The sequence below is a fragment of the Agrobacterium tumefaciens genome (assembly GCF_031801495.1).
Lineage (GTDB): Bacteria > Pseudomonadota > Alphaproteobacteria > Rhizobiales > Rhizobiaceae > Agrobacterium > Agrobacterium tumefaciens_K.
In genome coordinates this window covers 713499-730423 of record NZ_JAOEGC010000001.1, presented here as the reverse complement: position 1 = coordinate 730423, position 16925 = coordinate 713499, and the positions used below count along the sequence as shown (strand labels likewise).

General features: G+C 58.1%; 14 protein-coding genes. 6 read left to right on the top strand and 8 right to left on the bottom strand.

Going from position 1 to position 16925, the window contains the following annotated elements:
- Positions 1 to 51: 51 nt before the first annotated feature.
- The gene (repB, locus tag N7578_RS03445; RefSeq protein WP_311108905.1) at positions 52 to 1065 is read right to left on the bottom strand and encodes a plasmid partitioning protein RepB; all 1014 of its coding nucleotides are present in this window, start codon (positions 1063 to 1065) and stop codon (positions 52 to 54) included.
- Positions 1062 to 2276 (bottom strand): plasmid partitioning protein RepA, encoded by a 1215-nt coding sequence (gene repA, locus N7578_RS03440; RefSeq protein ID WP_311108904.1) that lies wholly within the window; start codon positions 2274 to 2276, stop codon positions 1062 to 1064. The genes repB and repA overlap by 4 nt, the downstream gene beginning before the upstream one ends.
- A gap of 420 nt (positions 2277 to 2696) precedes the next feature.
- Here repA and N7578_RS03435 point away from each other — a divergent pair, with 420 nt between their 5' ends.
- From N7578_RS03435 to N7578_RS03420, 4 genes are all read left to right on the top strand, one after another.
- Positions 2697 to 4088: an FAD/NAD(P)-binding protein gene (locus N7578_RS03435; protein WP_311108903.1), complete on the top strand. Its 1392-nt coding sequence runs from the start codon at positions 2697 to 2699 to the stop codon at positions 4086 to 4088.
- Positions 4089 to 4460: 372 nt separating this feature from the next.
- On the top strand, positions 4461 to 4856 hold the full coding sequence (locus N7578_RS03430) for a RidA family protein (RefSeq protein WP_311108902.1): 396 nt from the start codon (positions 4461 to 4463) through the stop codon (positions 4854 to 4856).
- A 30-nt stretch (positions 4857 to 4886) separates the two neighbouring features.
- On the top strand, positions 4887 to 5972 hold the full coding sequence (locus N7578_RS03425) for a D-TA family PLP-dependent enzyme (protein WP_311108901.1): 1086 nt from the start codon (positions 4887 to 4889) through the stop codon (positions 5970 to 5972).
- Positions 5973 to 6043: 71 nt separating this feature from the next.
- Complete coding sequence (locus N7578_RS03420) at positions 6044 to 7522, top strand: M81 family metallopeptidase (protein WP_311108900.1); 1479 nt, start codon at positions 6044 to 6046, stop codon at positions 7520 to 7522.
- A gap of 4 nt (positions 7523 to 7526) precedes the next feature.
- Here N7578_RS03420 and N7578_RS03415 read toward each other — a convergent pair whose 3' ends face one another.
- From N7578_RS03415 to hutI, 6 genes are all read right to left on the bottom strand, one after another.
- Entirely contained in the window at positions 7527 to 8096 is a 570-nt protein-coding gene (locus N7578_RS03415) for a HutD family protein (RefSeq protein WP_311108899.1), read from the bottom strand.
- A 33-nt stretch (positions 8097 to 8129) separates the two neighbouring features.
- Positions 8130 to 9152: an alpha/beta fold hydrolase gene (locus N7578_RS03410; protein ID WP_422646664.1), complete on the bottom strand. Its 1023-nt coding sequence runs from the start codon at positions 9150 to 9152 to the stop codon at positions 8130 to 8132.
- Positions 9153 to 9366: 214 nt separating this feature from the next.
- A complete protein-coding gene (gene hutU / locus N7578_RS03405) occupies positions 9367 to 11052 on the bottom strand; it encodes a urocanate hydratase (RefSeq protein WP_311108897.1) in 1686 nt (561 codons plus the stop codon).
- Entirely contained in the window at positions 11049 to 11864 is an 816-nt protein-coding gene (gene hutG, locus N7578_RS03400; RefSeq protein WP_311108896.1) for an N-formylglutamate deformylase, read from the bottom strand. The genes hutU and hutG overlap by 4 nt, the downstream gene beginning before the upstream one ends.
- Before the next feature lies 1 nt (position 11865).
- The gene (gene hutH, locus N7578_RS03395; protein ID WP_311108895.1) at positions 11866 to 13401 is read right to left on the bottom strand and encodes a histidine ammonia-lyase; all 1536 of its coding nucleotides are present in this window, start codon (positions 13399 to 13401) and stop codon (positions 11866 to 11868) included.
- On the bottom strand, positions 13398 to 14657 hold the full coding sequence (gene hutI, locus N7578_RS03390; protein ID WP_311108894.1) for an imidazolonepropionase: 1260 nt from the start codon (positions 14655 to 14657) through the stop codon (positions 13398 to 13400). Before hutI ends, hutH begins: the two co-directional genes overlap by 4 nt.
- A 111-nt stretch (positions 14658 to 14768) precedes the next feature.
- On the opposite strand from hutI, the gene N7578_RS03385 reads away from it, so the two are divergent.
- Both N7578_RS03385 and hutC read left to right on the top strand, forming a co-directional pair.
- Entirely contained in the window at positions 14769 to 16115 is a 1347-nt protein-coding gene (locus N7578_RS03385; RefSeq protein WP_311108893.1) for a formimidoylglutamate deiminase, read from the top strand.
- Positions 16116 to 16162: 47 nt separating this feature from the next.
- Positions 16163 to 16906 (top strand): histidine utilization repressor, encoded by a 744-nt coding sequence (gene hutC, locus N7578_RS03380; protein ID WP_311108892.1) that lies wholly within the window; start codon positions 16163 to 16165, stop codon positions 16904 to 16906.
- Positions 16907 to 16925: the final 19 nt, after the last annotated feature.

Here is a 16925-nt window from a genome sequence, read left to right as displayed (position 1 = left end):
TCGGATTGCCTGAAAACCGCGTCCCGCTTTTCAAGCCAATGCCCGAATAAATTACCGTTTGGACTGGTGTTCAGCAAACAGTGTCTGAAGGTGCTCCAGAACGAAGTCGGCAAATTCTGGCGCTTCCTTCCGGTCGATCGAGATTTCCACCTTGCGGTCGCTCTCTACGATCTTCGCCAGTCGCCCACCGCTTTCCGAAGACCATACGCCAGCTTTTTTTGCCTGTGCCTTCGGCTTGAGGAAGTCGAGGAGCGACTTGAAACGTTCTTCGGATGGCAGGGCGGCAACGCTTGGGTCCTGAACATAGGCCCGCGCTGCTTCCTTTACCTGCGAGGAGGAGAGTTGCTCTGCGAGATCCATCCAGTTACGGCGGCCGACTGTTGGTGCGGGGCCGATAAGATCAACGAGATCCTCGGGAATACGGCCAACAACCGACAGCATGTTGGAAAGATCACTCTTATACAGCGACATTGCCGCCATGATCGTGTCGCGGGGGAACCGGATCTGGAGCTTCTGAGCAAAACGCGCCTTTTCGATGTAGGTGAGGTCCCGACGCTCGTTGTTCTCCTGGCCTTGTGCGACGACCAGCTGCTCATCGGTAAGGTCACGAACGACTGCTTTTACTGGAATACCGATGGCGGAGATGGCGCGCAGACGGCGGTGACCGAAGGCGACCTGATAACGGCCGGGATATTCCGGGTGAGGACGCACGAGAATAGGAACCTGCTGTCCCTGCTCACGAATGGCCTCGACCAGACCGGCATCGTCTTCCGCAGACGACGGCATTCTGTCCGGGATGAACGAAGGATCGATATCTGCCGGATCAAGCGAAACGATGGTCAGACCTTCGGCCAGACGTTTTTCGATTTCTTCGGCACGTTTGCCGCGCTCTGAAACCTCGTTCAGCGACTGACCGATCATGCCAACCGGCGAACCGAGAACGTCGTTGACGAGCTCCGGTGAACCGAGGATGGGTCTGATACGCGGGCGAGCACGTTCCTGTGCCGGCTCATTGTTTTCGGCATTCGGAGAACCAAGATTTGCGAAGATCTGTTTTCTGCTCATGCTGCTCTACCCCACGCTTTCTTGATAAGTCCTTCGATTTCGGCATTGACGCTGTTCATGGCGTCCAGCGCCCGGTCATATGTCGCTCTGGTAAACTGCGTACGCTCGACTTCGAACAATGTCTGGTTCGTCAGACCGGCATCCGAAACCGCAGTACTTTTCAGCATCGGATGATTGAGAACGTTCTCGCCGAAGATCGAACGGAGGAAAGCGACCATCTGGTTCTGTGGTCCGTCGCTCGGTTCGAAACGGGTCACCAGATAGCGCATCCAGTTATAATCCGACCGGGCGCCCGCACGGCCGATTTCAGCCAGAAGATCGCCGGTCATGGCAAGGAACTGGTTCATCGACATCACATCCAGCATCTGCGGATGAACGGTGACGAGAACTGATGTTGCCGCGGTGAGTGCGGAAAGCGTCAGATAGCCCAGCTGTGGCGGACAATCGATGACGACGACATCGTAGAAATTCTGCGCCTGGGCAATCGCCTGACCGATACGAGCGAAGAAAAGCGTATCGCCCGGGGCACGACGCATCAGCGCGCGGGGTGTGTCATGTTCGAACTCCATCAGTTCCAGGTTGCCCGGAACGATATGGAGATCGGGAATATAGGTGCCACGAACAATCTCGGCGATCGGGCGGCGTTCTTCGTCGTAACGGATCGCGCCATAGAGCGTCTCGTTCGGTCCGACGTCGATTTCCGGCTGGTGACCGAAGAGGGCCGAAAGACTGGCCTGCGGATCGAGATCGATGGCAAGGACGCGATAACCGCGCAGCGCCAGATATTGGGAAAGGTGAGCCGACGTCGTGGTTTTGCCAGAGCCGCCTTTGAAGTTCATGACGGCAATGACCTGCAGCTCTTCACCTTCGCGGCGATGGGGCAGGTAACGACGAGTTCCGCGAGCGCCCTGGTCGAGAAACTTTCTGATGTTATGAATGTCTTCCACCGAATAGGACCGGCGACCGGTTGCCTGCGCAGCGTCGAGATCGGGAAGCTCAGCTGCGATCTGACGCAGATATGCCTCACCGATGCCAATCAGCTTTGCCGTTTCAGCCGGAGAGAAGTGCCGCATGCTCTTTTCGGTATGGGGCGAAAAGGTATTTGCATTGTGCGCCTGCAGTTGGGCTGACAACGCAGCCGAATGCTGTTGTATAAGGCCCGTCAGATCGGATGCCTTTTCAGCAAGGGTTGAGTCGGCGCTCTGTGTCATAGCTCTTCTTTCGCTCGATGGTGCAGTTGCGGTTTTTTCCGAAAAAGACGTTTTTTTCCGCAACTGAGATATAAGCGCCGATTCTCTTTTGGGCGCAATAGGCTTTTTCAAGGTGTCCAAAACTCCTTCTAAGGCATTGGCGGAGAATCAATTTTTTCATTTTTGCTTTTTCGGGTTAGCCGCGGCTAACAGGTTGCGCTGTTCCGGCTTGAATCCGGGGATTCCCGTCTGCTGGATTGAGCAACATGAACAGTTAGCCGCGGCTAACCGCATCGCGATTTCATTCTGAACGCCTATGGGAAGTCGTGATGAAATCCACGGGCTAGACTCTGAGAATATTTTAATCTCTACTCGCTGAGTGGAGTATGGACGCCTTAGAGAAGAGGCGTTCAAGAAGGACTGCAATAGAAGGAGGCGCGGATGTCTTATGATGTCGCCATAGTCGGAACCGGATTTTCAGCCATATCCGTCACCATCCAGCTATTGTCATCCTTGCCTTCAGACGCATCGATTGCCATCGTCGGAGACGATGCCGATTTCGGACGCGGCACGGCTTATCGCACCGAGTTACCGTTTCATCGCCTCAACGTGCCCGCAGGAAGGATGAGCCTGTTTCCGGACCGGCCGGACGACTTTCTGGAGTGGCTTCGTGAAAAGGATATCGCTAACGATCCGCTGCTGTTCGCGTCGCGCGGAGATTACGGACTTTATCTTAGGGACAGGTTGGCGTCGCTCTTGAGAAGCCGCGACCAACGGGTGAGGGTGGATTTCATTCGCGCTAAGGCTTCATCATGTCGGCCGGCGGCTGACGATGCGTTTTCTTTCCAGCTCGACAACGGCGAGAGAATGGAGGCTCGAAATGTCGTCATGTGTCTCGGGCTTGGTTCTGCAAGCCTGCCGGTGGAACCCGATCGCGTGTCGTTGCCGAATGTCGTCAACCATTGCTGGGCGCCGGGTTGGTTGTCTCGCGTGAAATCGGCCGATCGCATCTGTATCCTTGGATCGGGTTTGACGATGATCGATCAGGTCATGACGTTGCGTGGAAAGGGGCATCGGGGACCGATCCATGTTCTCTCCAGGCGCGGTCTTGCACCTCATCCTCATCTTAATCCGCCATTGCCACCTGTCCCGCCGTACTTGCCGGAGAACGTGACCGAGATCAGCGCTTTACTGTCCGCTCTTCGGCGGCAGGTGAGGGATGGGACGCAGTGGCGAAGCGTCATGGACGGACTGCGTCCGCAGACGCAAACACTCTGGCAAAGATTGAGCGTCGAACAACGCGGACGCTTTTTGCGACACGCACTAGCATGGTGGAATATTCACCGGCATCGTATCGCACCCGAGGTGCACAAGGTGTTCGCGGAACTTCGCGATGAAGGGACCGTGAAAATCCACGCCGGCTACCTCCGCGCCCTCGAGCCGACGGAGGATGGCATTGCAGTAGAATATCGTCGCAGGCATACGCAGGACCTGATCGAACTGGAGGTGGATTGGGTAGTGAACTGTACGGGCATGGAGCGCGCCGGGATTGGGCATTCGCCACTTTTGCAGACGATGAAAAAAGACAGTGTGATCACCCTCGATCCGCTTGGCCTCGGCGTTGAAGTGGATGACAATTCCCGTCTTGTCGCGCCGGGCGGTCGGCCATGGAGCGGTCTTTTCGCGGCTGGTGCACTGACGGCCGGACGGTTCTGGGAGATTACCGCTGTGCCGGATATCCGCGTGCAGGCGCAGCAGATTGCGCGGACAATTTCTGCTCGGGTTAATGGAGGCACGGAAAAGGGCGAGTTGCGGGAAATCCGATTACTCTGAGTTCCTGCGTGACGACGCCACTGGCTTGCCAGCCGCGTCCGTCACAGTAGATTTCGCGAAGCGGTTAGCCGCGGCTAACGTCTTGCGGGCCCGCCCGTCTGTAGCGCGCGGCTATGAATATGCGGCGCTGTCGTCCTTCTGCCTTTGAAAAAACGTCGCTCTTCGCTCTGTCGAAGTTATGTCCTCCGTCCTGGTATCCTTTGACTGGTCGCGTATCTGGGCGGCGAGGATCCGTTTCAGCTCTCTAAGCCCGTCGAAGATGGGGATTACGGTCTTTTGCTAAATAATTTACATAAATATGGCGTTTATTGCCAAAATACGGTATTGATCCGGCGTTGATTGTATTTTCATGAAAATATTTTGCGAGGACGCATGGCCAAACACACATTGATCCGTTTCGAGTCGGCAGACAATCAGGCGGGAGGCCAGCGCCGACCCTTCGCAAAAGCGGTCCGCGCCGGAGATTTTGTGTATGTTTCCGGACAGGTTCCGACAGTTGACGGTGAGGTGGTGACGGGTGGCATCGTTGCCCAGACGGAGCAGGTCGTGGCGAATATCAAGGACGTTCTTGCGCTTGCGGACTGCACGCTTGCCGATGTGGTGAAGGTGAATGTGTGGCTTGACGACGCAAGGGACTTTTCGAGTTTCAACGCCGTTTTCCAGAGGCATTTCATCGACCATCCGCCAGCGCGTTCGACCGTACAATCACCGCTGATGGTCGATGCAAAGGTCGAAATGGACGTGATTGCCTACAAGCCGCTCGCCTGAACGCCTTATCCTAGTCCGGAAAGTTTCATCATGACATATCCCTGGCCCGCTGAAGGCATACCGCTCGAACATATCGCAACGCCGATGCCGGTCATCGACGAAGACAGGCTTGCCGCCAATATCCTCCGAGCGCAGGCTTATCTCGATACGCATGGCAAGCTTTTCCGGCCGCATATCAAGACCCACAAGATCCCGGCTGTCGCACGCCAGCAGATGGATGCCGGTGCCATCGGTATCAACTGCCAGAAGGTAACCGAAGCGGAGGTTTTCGCCGAAGCCGGTTTCGACGATATACTTATTACGTATAACATACTTGGGGCTGCGAAGCTTTCGCGGTTGAAGGCTTTGAACGTCCGGATCGGCAAACTTTGTGTCGTCGCCGACAGTTCCGTGACGGTGGCCGGGCTTGCCGCGACATTCGATGCGACCAGACCGCTTTCGGTGCTGGTGGAATGCGATACGGGTGGCAAGCGCTGCGGCGTCCAGACGCCGGAGGCGGCTGTTGCACTTGCTGAAAAGATCGCGGCAGCACCGGGGCTGGGGTTCAGGGGTATCCTCACATATCCGGCACCGGGTGGGGCTGACAAGGTCGAGGACTTCATTGTCCGGACCTTGGCGTTGCTGGCGGAGAAAGGCATTGAATGCCCGGTTCGCTCCAGCGGCGGTTCACCGGATTTCTTCTCAGCGCATCTCGTGCCGTCCGCCACCGAACACCGGGCAGGCACCTATGTCTATAATGATCGCAGTATGGTGCGGGCCGGTCACTGCACCGAGGTCGATCTCGCCATGCATGTTCTGGCCACTGTGGTTTCGAGGCCGACACCGGATCGCGCCATTCTGGATTCGGGTTCCAAGGCGCTGACATCAGACCTTCTCGGGTTCAGCGATTATGGCCAGATCGTTGGCTTTGACGGCGCACGAATCGTATCACTCTCGGAAGAACATGCGGTGGTGGACCTGTCTGGCTGCGATGTGCGACCCGAGATCGGCGATATCGTGAAGGTCGTTCCGAATCATACATGTGTCGTCAGCAATCTTTTCGACCGCATGGTTTTTCATCGAAACGGCATCGTGACGCGCGTAGAAGACGTCGCGGCACGCGGCGCCGTCTGGTGAAGTTACCCGGCTAATTAATTTGGCGAAAAGAATATAGCGCCATCGACGAACACACATCGAGAACGGCAATCATGCGCATTTTCACGGCATCGCTCGCAACCGAAACCAACACGTTTTCTCCGGTTCCGACAGATATGGACGCCTTCAAGGCCGCGTTTTATGCGGGACCGGGCGAACACCCCGACACGCCGACCCTGTGCTCTTCCCCCGTTCCTATCCTTCGTCGCCGGGGCAAGGCGGAAGGATTTACGGTCATTGAGGGAACATCCTGCTGGGCTGAGCCTGCCGGTTTGATCCAGCGGAAGACTTATGAAACTTTGCGTGACACGATCCTTGCCGAACTTCAGGCAGCCCTTCCTGTCGATGCGGTGGTTCTTGGTCTGCATGGCGCAATGGTCGCACAGGGATATGATGATCCGGAAGGCGATTTTCTGGCACGGGTCCGCGCCATTGTCGGTCCTGCCGTGCTGATTGCTTCCGAGTTCGATCCGCATAGCCATCTGACCGCGCAACGTGTCGAAAACCTTGATATCATGGCGACATTCCTCGAATTTCCGCATACGGACTTCGAAGAGCGCGGCGAACATGTGGTGGAACTGGCGCTGCGAGCGCTGCGTGGCGAGATAAAGCCCGTGATCTCGACCTTCGATTGCCGCATGATAACCATCTACCCCACCAGCCGGGAGCCGATGCGGTCTTACGTCGATCGGCTGAAAGCGATGGAAGGTAAGGACGGTATCCTGTCCATTTCCGTAATTCACGGTTTTATGGCGGGCGATGTTCCCGACATGGGGAGCCGGATCGTCGTCGTTACCGATGGCGATAAGGCCAAGGGTGATGCGCTGGCCAAAGAGTTGGGCCATGAGCTTTATGCCATGCGCCGGCAGACGGCCATGCCGATGCTTGAAACCGAGGCCGGGCTGGACAAGGTTCTCGAAATTCGCAGCAAGCATCCGGATATGCCCGTAGTCGTATCGGATATCTGGGATAACCCGGGAGGTGGCGTTGCTGGCGATGCCACCCACATCCTGCGGCGCATGGTCGAGCGCGGCATGGGCAATATCGGCGTCGCGACGATCTGGGATCCGATCGCCGTCTCGTTTTGCCATGCGGCAGGCGAGGGGGCCGAAATCGACCTGCGCATTGGCGGAAAATCCAGCCCGCAGGGTGGAGAGCCTCTCGATTTCCGCGTCAAAGTCATCCGAACCGCCGAATCTGGCTGGCAAAGTTTCCGCAATAGCAGGGTAACGCTGGGGCGTGCCGCAGTCGTTCGGCCCGTAGGCACGCAGATCGATATCATCCTCATCACCAGCCGCACGCAGACTTATGAGCCGGATATCTTTTCCAACCTCGGAATCGACTTTGCCAGGAAAGATGTGCTGCTGGTGAAATCCACCAACCACTTTCATGCAGGTTATGCACCGGTTGCGTCGGAGATCGTCTACATCGCCGCGCCGACATCTTATCCGACCGATCCGTCGAGAACGGACTACCGCAAGGCAAGTCTCGAGCTTTGGCCCCGGGTTGCCGATCCGCTCGGCCTGGATTGACGCTTTATAACTGTGCGAGTTCGATCAGGAAAAATGCACCTCCGGCGTGATCGGGGGTCACGCTGAATGGCGTGACGCTTTCAGCAAGCAGACTGTCGAGAGCCGATAAACGAAGATCGGTACCGGCAACGGACACCGACAGCGGATCAAGCGCAAGAACAAGCACGGCACCTAGTGGTGCCGTGACCTGTAAAGCGCCGATATGTTTGGTAACATTGTGACGCCACTTTGCACGACGTGTCATGACGTTGAGATCGGTGATCGGGCCACTCGGCAGCGTCGCATGGACACGAACGTCGGCTGGAAAAGGTAGAGGCGCACTTTCCTGTGTGAGAAGAACGGGCGTCCTGTCTTCAATGGCGAGCGCCATGCCGTCGCCTTCGAGGATCGACAACGTGCGGTCGATGCCGGGGAAGCTGGAAAACGGTCCGTCACTGGCCACGGTTGCCATGCTTATGCGCCAGTCGAAGGTTTCGACGGAGGCGTCAGGTGGAAAAACGGCGATCTCCACCGTCTCGCCCCCACCGTTCTTCCACGGCATGCGTTTGTAGTCTTTTGCGTATAATATTCTCATTGCTCGCTCACAGGGTGCCAGCGCACCATTCTCTCAACGTTTGCCATCGTGCTGGATCCGTTGTTCCAGGGTGATTTGCGTTTGCTTCAGGTTGTTTGGCCTGCCTGCAACCTCCTCAATGGCCGCAATGGCAAGATCACTTGCAACGTAATCTGACTTGTGACCGAGATTTTGCACGATGATGAGGGTGGCGCCTCGGATATCTCTTGCCAGATGGCGGGAATGCACGTCTGGCGATACAATGTCGTCCCTGTCCCCGGTAATGATGACGGTTGGCACCTTGATTCGCCGATAGCCCGGTGAAGCTGCGCGTGCCCATTCACTTAAAGAAGCAATCTCCCGAGCGTTATGCCGAAAGGCCGTCGGCCGCAGGGCTGCCAGCACGCGCGTTGCGTCCACGTAACCGGCCGGGCGGACATTTGGGGCAAACACGCCGCGTGTCGCCTGATCTATTGCGAGAAGGCCGACAGGCGGCGCGATGAACGTGCTGAACAGCGGGCCGGTCAACGGCGCGTTTGCTGCGGTGTAGTACCAGGCGATGCCGCCATCCCATGGGTATACCGCGGGTGACAGAAATACGAGGCCGGATACCATGTCCGGATGACGAACGGCGAGTGCGGCTGCGATGGCGCCGCCGAATGAATGACCAACCACAATGGCTTTTGGTATGCCTCGCTTTTTCATAAGCTGCGCCAAGGCATCCGCCTGCCCGTCAGGCAGAATGTTCTCTTTGGGGCCGATGTCCGAATTGCCGTGTCCGGGTCTGTCGACGAACAGCAATTCCGCCCGGCCGCGAAGCTTGTCAAGAAACGAGAAAACCGGATCGTAGAGGCTGGCGCTTGCACCATGAATAAAGATGATTGGCGGAAGATCGGCGTTCGGCCCCGGCTCGATGAGCAGGCTGTTGAGCTTGTAGCCGCCTACATCAATGCGCACCGGCCGATACTCTCCGGCTTCAGAAGTCACGCTCACCCCATGCGAAGAAACAAGGACGACTCCCAGAACAAATAATAAAGCCAGTTTAAGCGGCCGATGCGGCATTTTCTGGAAAGCCATCCGTCCCATCGTCGGCCAATTGCTCCGAAAGTCTTTTCAAGACCGTGCACCGACACACCGAATACTCGTGAACAGGTGGTGTGGTGGCGGCTGGTGTTCAAAACCCCAGCCGTACCGTCGGACACGGAAGATGTGCCCGCAACGCCTGCCGTTTCGACCGTCGAACATCAATACGGCGGCAAACCGGCAGAAGTTTCAACGCCGGGCTTCTTTTTCAGTTTCCCAATATGCCGGGCAGGCGAAGCCCCTGTTCTCTGGCGCAATCGATGGCGATGTCGTAGCCGGCATCGGCATGGCGCATGACACCGGTTGCCGGATCGTTCCATAGAACCCGCTCAATACGGCGCGCCGCATCCTCCGTGCCATCGGCGCATATGACCATGCCGGAATGTTGGCTGAAGCCCATGCCGACCCCGCCGCCATGGTGCAGCGAAACCCAGGTTGCGCCCGACGCGGTGTTAAGCAGCGCGTTGAGCAGCGGCCAGTCAGACACGGCGTCCGAACCGTCTTTCATCGCTTCGGTTTCGCGGTTCGGCGAGGCAACCGAGCCGCTATCGAGATGATCGCGACCGATGACGACCGGCGCTTTCAGCTCACCGTTCCTGACCATCTCGTTAAAGGCAAGGCCGAGCTTGTGGCGGTCGCCGAGGCCGACCCAGCAGATGCGGGCGGGAAGACCCTGAAATGCGATGCGCTCGCGGGCCATGTCCAGCCAGTTGTGCAGGTGCTTGTTGTCGGGCAGCAGCTCCTTCACCTTAGCGTCGGTCTTGTAGATGTCTTCCGGATCGCCCGAGAGAGCGGCCCAGCGGAACGGGCCGATGCCGCGGCAAAACAGGGGGCGGATATAGGCAGGCACAAAGCCGGGGAAGGCGAAGGCGTTTTCCAAGCCCTCGTCTCTGGCGACCTGCCGGATGTTGTTACCGTAATCCAGCGTCGGCACTCCGGCATCCCAGAAGGCGACCATGGCCTCGACGTGTTGTTTCATGGAGGCGCGGGCAGCAGCTTCGACAGCTTTCGGGTCGCTTTCGCGCTTGGCTTTGTGTTCGGCAACGGTCCAGCCAATTGGAAGATACCCGTTGAGGGGGTCGTGGGCGGAGGTCTGATCGGTCACGATATCGGGGCGTGGGCCCCCAGCCTCCATGCGTTTGACGAGTTCCGGAAAGATTTCGGCGGCGTTGCCGAGCAAGCCGACGGACTTGGCTTCTCCCGCCTTGGTCCATTTGTCGATAAGCGCCAGCGCTTCATCCAGCGTCTTCGCCTTTTCGTCCACATAACGGGTGCGCAGGCGGAAATCGATACGCGTTTCGTCGCTTTCGACGGCAAGGCAGCAGGCACCCGCCATCACGGCCGCCAAGGGCTGCGCGCCGCCCATGCCGCCCAACCCGCCGGTCAGGATCCATTTGCCCTTGAGGTTGCCGTTATAATGCTGCCGACCAGCCTCGACGAAGGTTTCATAGGTACCCTGAACGATGCCCTGCGTGCCGATGTAGATCCACGAACCGGCCGTCATCTGGCCGTACATGGCCAAACCTCGTCTATCCAGCTCGTTGAAATGATCCCAGGTCGCCCAGTGCGGAACCAGATTGGAATTGGCAATCAACACGCGGGGTGCATCCTTGTGGGTGCGGAATACGCCGACCGGCTTGCCGGACTGAACGACGAGCGTTTCGTCCTCGTTGAGATCCTTCAGTGTTGCAACGATGCGGTCGAAATCGTCCCATGTGCGGGCGGCGCGGCCGATACCGCCATAGACGACCAGTTCATGCGGGTTCTCTGCCACATCAGGGTCGAGATTGTTCATCAGCATGCGAAGCGGCGCTTCTGTCATCCAGCTTTTCGCATTGAGTTCTGTACCCTGCGGTGCGCGGACGTCGCGGATGTTATGGCGCGGATTGGTCATGTTTTTTCCCCTTGTCGTTTCATGTCGAGCGCGAATTTTTCGAGGCGCGTCAGAATGGTTTTGAGATGGGTGCGAAGGTGAGTGGCCTTGTCGGCGTCGTAGGCGAAGGGCGGCGTTTCACTTTTGAGATGGGTGGATTGCGCCAGCTCCATCTGGATGGCGTGAACGCCGGTTTCCGGTCTGCCGTAGTGGCGTGTCGTCCAGCCGCCCTTGAAACGGCCGTTCAGGATGCTGGTGTAGCCTTCGGCTGCGCCCGTCACATCGACAGCGATCTTTTCGATCTGCGCGGCGCAGGTTCTGCCAATGTCCGTGCCGATGTTGAAATCCGGCAGTTTGCCTTCGAACAGGAACGGAATATGCGAGCGGATCGAATGGCAATCATACAGGATCGCAATACCATGGATGGCTTTTACACGCGCGACTTCAGCGGTAAGTGCTGCATGGTATGGCGCATGAAATGTCTCAAGTCGGCGGGCGATGTCGGTTTCGCCCGGCTCTTCTCCTGCTTTCCATATTGCTTTTCCGTCGAAATCCGTTTCCGGCACGAGGCTGGTGGTATTCTGGCCTGGATAGAGGCTCACCCCCGCCGGATCACGGTTGGCGTCAATCACGTAGCGATGGAACGTGGCTCGCACTGTCGTGGCGTCCTCCAGAAGCCCTGCGTAGAGATCGTGAATATGCCAGTCGGTATCGGCGAGGATTTTGCCGTTGTCGTTCAGGCGATCCCGTATATCTGCCGGAACCTCGGTACCGGTGTGCGGAAAGGCCAGAATGACGGGCGAGGAGCCTTGCTTGAGTTCGAAGATCGCCACGTCACACCTCCAGCTTCGGCAGGATATCCGCCGACACCGCCGAAACGAGTGCGCCTGTTGCAATCAGCTCCGATGCGGCTTTCAGATCCGGCGCCATGTAACGATCGTCTTCCAGAGATGGGATCGCCGTGCGCAAAACGACGATGACCTTTTGCAGTTCGGCGCTGGTCTTCAGCGGCCCGCGCAGTTCAACGCCCTGAACGGCCGAAAGCGCCTCGATGCCGAGAATGGCGAAAAGATTTTCGGTCATTGCCAGAAGGCGACGCGCACCATGGCAGGCCATGGAAACGTGATCTTCCTGATTGGCAGATGTCGGCGTCGAATCGACCGAGGCCGGATGCGACATCTGCTTGTTCTCGCTCATCAGCGCCGCAGATGTGACTTCGGCGATCATCAGGCCGGAATTCAGGCCGGGTTTTTTCGAAAGGAATGCAGGCAGGCCATAGGAGAGGGAGGGATCGACCAGAAGAGCAATACGCCGCTGCGCAATCGCGCCTATCTCGCAGATCGCAAGGGCAGTCTGGTCAGCTGCAAAGGCCACCGGCTCGGCGTGGAAGTTGCCCCCAGATACGACCGAATTGTCGGAAAGCACCAGCGGATTGTCAGTGACAGCGTTGGCTTCGATTTCCAGCGTGCGCGCCACCTGACGAAGCAGGTCGAGGCAAGCGCCATCCACCTGTGGCTGGCAGCGAATGCAGTAGGGATCCTGCACGCGCTCGTCACCTTCCATATGGCTGACGCGGATCTCCGAGCCTTCGAGAAGCTGGCGCAGTGCGGCTCCGGCATCGATCTGGCCCTTGTGGCCACGGAGCGTGTGGATGTCGGGATGAAACGGTGCGGATGAACCCATGGCGGCATCGGTGGACAACGCGCCGGTAATCAATGCGGCTTGCGCGGCGCGGTGGGCGCGGAAAAGTCCGGCAAGGGCCAGCGCCGTGGAGGTCTGTGTGCCGTTGATGAGGGCAAGTCCCTCCTTCGCAGCCAGAACGACCGGTTGGAGCCCGGCTTTGGCAAGGGCTTCTGCGGCCGGCAAAAGCGCATTCTGATAAAAGGCCTCACCTTCGCCCATCATCACCGCAGCCATATGGGCAAGCGGAGCAAGGTCGCCCGATGCACCGACCGAGCCTTTTTCAGGAATCAGCGGAATTACGCCTTTTTCCAGCATGCCTTCGATCAGCCGGATGAGTTCCAGACGGACGCCCGACGCGCCGCGGCCAAGCGAAATCAGCTTCAGCGCCATGATGAGGCGGACGACGTTTTCCGGCAGCGGTGCGCCGACACCACAGCAATGCGACAGAATGAGATTGCGCTGCAACGTCGCAACATCGGCGGCATCGATCTTGATCGAGGCAAGTTTGCCAAATCCGGTGTTGATACCGTAGACCGGGGCATTGCCCGCGGCGATTTCGGCAATACGCCGCGCTGCTTTCTCGATGCCGGCATCGAAAGAGCGGTCAAGTCTGGCAGCCCCGTTGTTCCAGTAGATCGTTGCAAGATCGGCAAGCGATACGCTGCCCGGATGAAGTGTTGTTGTCATGGGGAAACCGTCTCTCCCTTGAAAATGCGGCTATGGAGGGGATTGAAGCCGATGCGGTAGACAAGCTCGGCCGGTCGACCGATGTTCCAGATGGCGAAATCGGCGGACTTTCCGGCCTCCAGCGTGCCGGTTTCCGAAAGAAGGCCAAGCGCCCTGGCGGCATTGCGGGTCGTTGCTGTCAGGCATTCATCCACCGTCAGGCGGAAAAGCGTCGCGCCCATGTTCATGGTCAGCAGCAGGGACGTCAGCGGTGAGGTGCCGGGATTGCAATCGGTCGCAAGTGCGATGTCGGCTCCGGCGTCCCGCAGCGCCTGAACAGGCGGCGCCTGTTTTTCACGCAACGCATAAAAGGCGCCGGGCAGCAGCACGGCAACCGTTCCGGCTGTGGCAAGCGCTTTTGCGCCAGCTTCATCCAGATATTCCAGATGATCGGCCGAAAGCGCGTTATGGGATGCGGCGAGTTCCGCGCCTCCAAGATTGGAGAGCTGTTCCGCATGCAGCTTTACCGGCAGGCCGAGCTGCTTCGCCTTTTCGAAAACGCGACGCATGTCTTCCACGGAAAAGGCGATGCCTTCACAAAAGCCATCGACGGCATCGACCAGACCTTCGGTGTGGGCTCTCTCCATCCCCGGCAGAACCACATCACTTATATAATCTGCGTTACGACCCTTATAGTCTGGGGGCGTTGTATGGGCGGCCAGATAGCTGGTGACGATGCGGACAGGCCGAAGCGTTTGCAGCCTTCGCGCCACACGCAGCATCTTCAGTTCCGTTTCGATATCGAGGCCATAACCGGACTTGATCTCGATGGTCGAAATCCCCTCGGCCAGCAGGGTATCGAGACGCGGCAGAGCCTGCGCCACCAATGCTTCTTCCGAAAGTGCGCGCGTGTCGCGTACCGAAGACACTATGCCGCCGCCTGCGCGGGAAATCTCTTCATAGGTTGCGCCGTTAAGGCGCATCTCGAATTCCATGGCCCGATTGCCGCCAAACACCAGATGGGTGTGGCAATCGATGAGGGCGGGGGTGATCCAGCGTTCTTCGCAGTCAATGATCTGTGCTGCCGCCAGAAGGTCTGTCGGGAGAGCGGCCTCAGATCCGGCAAAAACGATGCGCCCGGCACGAACGGCAATCGCTCCGTTCTCGACGATTCCGAGGCCGGACATCGCCGGATCGAGCGTTGCGAGCCGGGCATTCCGCCATAGCGTCACGGGCGTGTGGAATGTCGTCCCGCTTGAAGTTTCGTTCCCTGGCATCTGTTTTCGCCTTTCTTTTATGTCATAAATGTATATACATAATAGAAGGCTTGGCAACATGAAAAATTGCTCACGGGCCGCTACGGGCAGAATCAAAGAGGGAGAGAGCAGGTGACGGCAATTCATGCAGAATCGGCACTGTTGCCGGATGGATGGGCGCGCGACGTTCGCATCATTGTTGAAAATGGCGTTGTCGCTTCCGTCGAAACGGAATGCTCGCCCCGGCATGAGGATGAGCGCCATGCCGTCATTGTTCCCGCCATGCCCAATCTCCATAGCCACGCCTTCCAACGCGCCATGGCCGGTCTGGCAGAAATTCGCGGTACATCTGACGACAGTTTCTGGAGCTGGCGCACCGTCATGTACAAGTTTGCGCTTTCCATGCGCCCGGAGCAGATGGAGGCCGTCGCCGCACAACTCTATATGGAGATGCTGGAAGCGGGCTTCGGGCGGGTCGGGGAGTTTCACTATCTGCACCATGACAGGGATGGTTCGCACTACGCCAATGTCGCCGAAATGGCCGAACGTATTGGCGCTGCGGCGGCAGAAACGGGGATAGGGCTCACCCTGTTGCCGGTGTTTTATGCGCATTCCGGTTTCGGCGGCCAGCCGCCGATCGAGGGGCAGAGGCGATTCATCCATTCGCTGGATAGCTACGAAAAGCTGATGCAGGGCGCGGAAAAGATTATAAAGACGTTGCCGGGGAGCGTGCTTGGAATTGCACCGCATAGTCTGCGCGCCGTAACGGGTGAGGAACTGACGGCGATCGAGCCGCTCGCAAAGGGTGGCCCCGTTCATATCCATGTTGCCGAACAGGTGAAGGAAGTCGAGGATTCGCTCGCTTTTTCAGGCTCGCGGCCCGTCGAATGGCTTCTGGACAATACACGGGTGGATGGCCGTTGGTGCCTCATTCACGCGACCCACATGACTGAGGATGAAACGCGACGTATGGCGAAAGCCGGTGCAATCGCCGGACTTTGCCCGATTACCGAAGCCAACCTGGGCGATGGCATATTCAACGGGCAGGATTTTCTGGCTCAAGGTGGCCGCTTTGGCATCGGCTCGGATTCCAATATCCTCATTTCCGTTACGGAGGAGTTGCGGACGCTCGAATACTCGCAGCGCCTTGCGCGTCGCGCTCGTAACGTCATTGCCGATTCCGGCCGTTCCACGGGACAGAAACTGTTCGAGGCCGCACACGAGGGCGGTGCGGTTGCGTTGGGGGCTATGGCCTCCATCAAAGAAGGGCAAAGTGCGGACCTCGTATCGCTCGATACGTCCGATGTGCCTTATGTCTCCGCGCCGCAGGTTCTGGATCAGTGGATTTTTGCCAACGGTATCCGGGTTGGCTCCGTCTGGGTGCGGGGCCGAAAACAGGTTGAATCGGGGCGACACATTCGCCGTGAGGCGATCTCGCGCCGTTTCCACCAGGTCATGGCTGAGCTGGCCGATAGCTGATATGCGCTTTCGATCCGATTGAGGCGTTGCAGAAAGGCATTCCGATCATGGCAAAAGCACCCGCCAAAGAGACGACCCTGCACCAACGTATTCTTGGCGAGATCGAGGGCCGCATCGTGTCCGGAGAGTGGCCCCCCGGCCACCGGCTTCCTTTCGAGGTGGAGCTTGCCGCGCACTACGAATGCTCGCGTATGACCGTCAACAAGGTCATGACGCAGCTTGCCAAAGCGGGCCTGATCGAACGCCGCAAGAAATCCGGTAGTTTTGTCCGCCAGCCTCAGGCGCAGTCCGCTGTTCTGGAAATCCACGATATCCGCGCAGAGGTTGAATCTCTGGGGCTGGATTACCGCTTTGATGTTCTGCACTTTAGACGGCGGAACGCGAAAGCGGACGACCTAGCGCATCTCGAAATTGCATCCGGTGCCGAGGTGCTGGATATCATCTGTATCCACTTTGCCGGTCCCCGTGCGTTTTGTGTCGAACACCGGCTCGTCAATCTGATGGCGGTGCCGGATGCGGCTTCTGTCGATTTCAGTGACGTTGCACCCGGTCCGTGGCTGTTGCAGCATGTTCCGTGGAGCAGCGCCGAGCACAGGATCTCCGCTGTTTCTGCATCAAGAGAAATCTCACGGCTGCTGGGCGTTTCCGAAAAGCACGCCTGCCTGGTTGTGCAGCGCCGGACGTGGAGCAATGTCGGGCCGGTAACCTACGTCCGTTTCACCTACCCCGGGGATTTTCATGGTGTTATCGCTCGTTTTAGTCCGTCGACGGAGCTTTGTTCTCCGGGTTGAGAGGTTGTTTTACAGCTGT

What these genes read in the sequence shown, in the direction of transcription:
- repB (WP_311108905.1), bottom strand. Translation starts at nt 1,065, where the DNA reads ATGAGCAGAAAACAGATCTTCGCAAATCTTGGTTCTCCGAATGCCGAA.
- repA (WP_311108904.1), bottom strand. Translation starts at nt 2,276, where the DNA reads ATGACACAGAGCGCCGACTCAACCCTTGCTGAAAAGGCATCCGATCTG.
- N7578_RS03435 (WP_311108903.1), top strand. Translation starts at nt 2,697, where the DNA reads ATGTCTTATGATGTCGCCATAGTCGGAACCGGATTTTCAGCCATATCC.
- N7578_RS03430 (WP_311108902.1), top strand. Translation starts at nt 4,461, where the DNA reads ATGGCCAAACACACATTGATCCGTTTCGAGTCGGCAGACAATCAGGCG.
- N7578_RS03425 (WP_311108901.1), top strand. Translation starts at nt 4,887, where the DNA reads ATGACATATCCCTGGCCCGCTGAAGGCATACCGCTCGAACATATCGCA.
- N7578_RS03420 (WP_311108900.1), top strand. Translation starts at nt 6,044, where the DNA reads ATGCGCATTTTCACGGCATCGCTCGCAACCGAAACCAACACGTTTTCT.
- N7578_RS03415 (WP_311108899.1), bottom strand. Translation starts at nt 8,096, where the DNA reads ATGAGAATATTATACGCAAAAGACTACAAACGCATGCCGTGGAAGAAC.
- N7578_RS03410 (WP_422646664.1), bottom strand. Translation starts at nt 9,152, where the DNA reads ATGGCTTTCCAGAAAATGCCGCATCGGCCGCTTAAACTGGCTTTATTA.
- hutU (WP_311108897.1), bottom strand. Translation starts at nt 11,052, where the DNA reads ATGACCAATCCGCGCCATAACATCCGCGACGTCCGCGCACCGCAGGGT.
- hutH (WP_311108895.1), bottom strand. Translation starts at nt 13,401, where the DNA reads ATGACAACAACACTTCATCCGGGCAGCGTATCGCTTGCCGATCTTGCA.
- hutI (WP_311108894.1), bottom strand. Translation starts at nt 14,657, where the DNA reads ATGCCAGGGAACGAAACTTCAAGCGGGACGACATTCCACACGCCCGTG.
- hutC (WP_311108892.1), top strand. Translation starts at nt 16,163, where the DNA reads ATGGCAAAAGCACCCGCCAAAGAGACGACCCTGCACCAACGTATTCTT.